Origin of the sequence: Rhodoferax sp., assembly GCF_028715765.1 — a bacterium.
GTDB lineage: Bacteria > Pseudomonadota > Gammaproteobacteria > Burkholderiales > Burkholderiaceae_C > Rhodoferax.
The window spans coordinates 1-3,527 of the sequence record NZ_JAQURE010000097.1; the positions used below are offsets into that span (position 1 = coordinate 1).

At 57.4% G+C, this 3,527-nt stretch carries 3 protein-coding genes; 2 read left to right on the forward strand and 1 reads right to left on the reverse strand.

Annotated features, from left to right (window positions below; genetic code table 11):
• Positions 1 to 121: 121 nt before the first annotated feature.
• Complete coding sequence (locus PHT20_RS16410) at positions 122 to 2,119, reverse strand: SDR family oxidoreductase (RefSeq protein ID WP_301021374.1); 1,998 nt, start codon at positions 2,117 to 2,119, stop codon at positions 122 to 124.
• 206 nt (positions 2,120 to 2,325) lie between these two features.
• Here PHT20_RS16410 and PHT20_RS16415 point away from each other — a divergent pair, with 206 nt between their 5' ends.
• Positions 2,326 to 3,015, forward strand: coding sequence for a phasin family protein (locus tag PHT20_RS16415; RefSeq protein ID WP_301021375.1), 690 nt, complete (start codon positions 2,326 to 2,328; stop codon positions 3,013 to 3,015).
• A gap of 33 nt (positions 3,016 to 3,048) precedes the next feature.
• Positions 3,049 to 3,527, forward strand: a 479-nt coding sequence (locus tag PHT20_RS16420) for a patatin-like phospholipase family protein (protein WP_301021376.1), incomplete at its 3' end; no start/stop codon positions are given.

A 3,527-nucleotide genomic window follows, 5' to 3' on the forward strand; every position in this document is an offset into this window, starting at 1 on the left:
GCTTTGGCACGACGGCGACGAAAGTGGTTTGAGGGCCTTTGGGCTCAAGCTGAAATTGACCCAAGTCTGCACAAGTTCGGACTCGCTTGAAACATCGAAATCTCTAATGGATTATCTGGGTTTAAAAATGCACCCCCCGCAACATCTGCTGTAACGCCACCGCCTCAGCCGACAGGTGTTGTTTGGCGGTTTTTTCTCCAGCCTTGGCACCTTTGGCCGCCGTTGAGTCCGGGAACATCCTGAAACTGGTGTTCATGGCGATCTGCGCCACGCGTGGCAGCACGGCGTGCAGAATTTGCCCAGTAATGCCCAGCCGGGTGGCAATGCGCACTGGTTTGAAGATGCACGCTTGGGCAACCATGTCGGCGGCCTCTTCGGGAGCCAGTGTGGGCACGTTGTTGTAAAGGCCGGTGGGGGCAATCATGGGGGTGCGCACCAGAGGCATGTTGATGGTGGTGAAGCTGATGCCTTGGTCGGCAAACTCGCTGCTGGCACAACGCGTCCAGGCATCCAGCGCGGCTTTGCTAGCCACATAGGCGCTAAAGCGCGGTGCGTTGGTCAACACGCCAATGCTGCTGATGTTGACCACATGGCCTTTGTGCTTGGCCACCATGCCGGGCAAAAAGCCCATGGTCACGCGCAAGCTGCCAAAGTAATTGAGCTGCATGGTGCGCTCGTAGTCATGAAAACGGTCGTAACTGGACTCAATGGCACGGCGAATGGAGCGCCCCGCGTTGTTGATCAAGAAGTCCACCCCACCATGCGCTGCCGTCACCTTTTGCACAAAATCGGCACACGCAGCCTCGTCTGAGATGTCCACCGCATAGGCCGCAAAGGTGTAGCCCTTGGCTTGCGCCTGGGCACAAGCCGCATCGAGCTTGTCTTGGTCTCGGCCACAAATCAGCGTGATGGCTCCAGCCTCTGCAAACTTATGCGCAGTGGCCAACCCAATGCCTGAACTCCCACCCGTGACCAGCACCACCTTGCCACCCACAGTGCCGCGCAGGCTGCGGTCAATGTGCAGGTCGGGATCAAGGTGGCGCTCCCAGTAGTCCCACAAGCGCCACGCGTAATCTTTCAAATTGGGGCACGCCACCCCACTGCCTTTGAGGGCTGCCAGCGTGTCACGGCAATCAAATCGCGTGGGGTAGTTGACAAACGTCAACATATCCTCGGGCAGCCCCAGGTCTTTCATCACAGCACTGCGCACGCGACGCACGGGCGCCAGCGCCATCAGCCCTTTGGTCACACTGCGCGGAATAAAGCCCAACAACGCCGCATTGATGAACAAGTTCATTTTGGGGGCGTGCGCCGCTTTGCTGAAAATGTCCAGCACATCACCCACCCGGTAGCCCACCGGGTCGACCAGGTGGAAGCAGCGCCCTCGGATGTCTTTTTGGTGACTGATGACATGGAGCGCCGCCACCACAAAATCCACCGGCACAATGTTCACCCGACCGCCCTCCAAACCAATCGACGGCAGCCAGGGCGGCAAAATTTGGCGCATGCGCTGAATCAGCTTGAAAAAGTAATACGGCCCATCAATCTTGTCCATCTCGCCGGTCTGGCTGTCGCCCACAACCATCGCCGGGCGGTACACCGACCAAGGCAGTTGGCACATTTGACGCACAATTTTTTCGCTTTCATGCTTGGTGTGAAAGTAGGGGTGCTCGTAGTTTTCGGCCTCGGCAAACATGTCTTCGCGAAACACCCCCTCGTACAAACCCGCCGCCGCAATCGAACTGACCAGATGAAAGTGACCAGCCTCAATGACTTGGGCAAATTCGACCGTGTGCCGCGTGCCCTCCACATTGACTTCCATCTGGCTGGCAGCGTCTGCCCCTAGGTCGTAAATGGCGGCCAAATGGTAAAAATGATCGACCTTGCCCTTGAGCTGCTTGACAACTTCGGCTGCAACGCCGAGTTTTTTGGCAGTCAAGTCGCCGTAAACCGGAATCACACGCGCAGCACTTGCCGCCCAAAACTCGCGCAACGCCTTGACCTTGCTTTGACTGTCTTGCCGAATCAAAAAATAGACCACGGAGCCCTTGCGCTCCAGCAGCTTTTTCACCAAACGCTTGCCAATAAACCCCGTGGCTCCGGTCACAAAATAGTGCATGTTGCACCTCCAATCTGGAGCGCATTTTTGCCTGAGAGTGCCACATTTTCTGTCAGCATAAACCCGTGTATCGCGCCAACACACGCGCTCAAAATTAGAACGCCACACCTACACCTGGCGCAAGATGCCCCCTAAAGTCATGGCCATGGACGCATGATTCGGTTTGAATTTTTTGCGTGCTTTGTTCAACCCCACCGGAGCCCCACATGGTTACCAAACTGAAAAAATCTACCCCCTCGACTAAAAGCGCCAGCAAAGCATCGGCCAAAGCGGCAAGCCAAACCAGTGCCGACCTGTCGGGCACCATCAAAGACTCGGCCCAGCAAATTTGGCAGGCCGGGTTGGGTGCCTTCATGAAAGCCCAAGCAGGCGGCACCAAAGCGTTTGAAGCCCTGGTCAAAGAAGGCGTGACACTGCAGCGCAAAACCCAATCTGCAGCCGAAGAAAAGATCACCGAAGCAGCTCAAAAAATGACCAGCATGGCCACCGACCTCACCAGCAAAGCCTCGGGCCAATGGGACAAGCTGGAGAGTATTTTTGAAGACCGTGTGGCCAAAGCACTCAACAAACTGGGCGTACCCAGCGCGCAAGACATTGACGACCTCATGGCGCGCATGGACGCCCTCAATGCCAGTGTGCAACAACTCGCAGCCCTGAAAACAGCCGCCAAGCCTGGCACCCAACCCAAAGCCGCACCAGTGGCCAAGGCGACAAAAAAATCCACCCTCAAACCGGCCACCAAGCCAACCACCAAGGCCGCCGTGAAAGCAGCCACAAATGTTCCGCCAGAAACTGCACCGGGGCCAACCAAGCAGGCACCACGCAAACCCGCAGCGCGTAAAACAGCAGCCAAGACTGTGCCTGCCGCTGAGCCTGCTGCAGCCAACCCGGCTTGACCCCTGGCTTGATGCCACTGCCACAGTCCGTTCATGAGTGTTGTACCCACAGCTGCCGACCCAAGCCCGCCCCGAATTGCATTGGCCTTGGCTGGTGGCGGGCCGCTCGGTGCCATTTATGAAATCGGTGCGTTGTGCGCCTTGCAAGAATCTTTAAATGGAATTGAATTCACCGCCCTGCAGCATTACGTGGGGGTGTCTGCTGGCGGCTTTATTGCAGCGGGCTTGGCCAACGGCATCACCCCGCAGCAGCTCTTTCACCTGTTCATTGAAGACCGCAAGCGGCATGCCGAAGCGTTTGACCCGTCGTTGCTGTTGCGCCCAGCGTTACATGAATTTTTTTCGCGCGGCATGCACCTGCCACAGTTGCTGCTGCAGGGCACTTGGCAAAGTTGCTTTGGCAAACGCTCGTGGCTGAGCGCCTTGGAGCGCCTGGGGCCGGGCTTGCCCCCCGGGGTTTTCTCCAATGCCCAGATTGACATCGAGCTGGCGCGGCTGTTTTCCCAGCCGGG

What these genes read in the sequence shown, in the direction of transcription:
- PHT20_RS16410 (WP_301021374.1), bottom strand. Translation starts at nt 2,119, where the DNA reads ATGCACTATTTTGTGACCGGAGCCACGGGGTTTATTGGCAAGCGTTTG.
- PHT20_RS16415 (WP_301021375.1), top strand. Translation starts at nt 2,326, where the DNA reads ATGGTTACCAAACTGAAAAAATCTACCCCCTCGACTAAAAGCGCCAGC.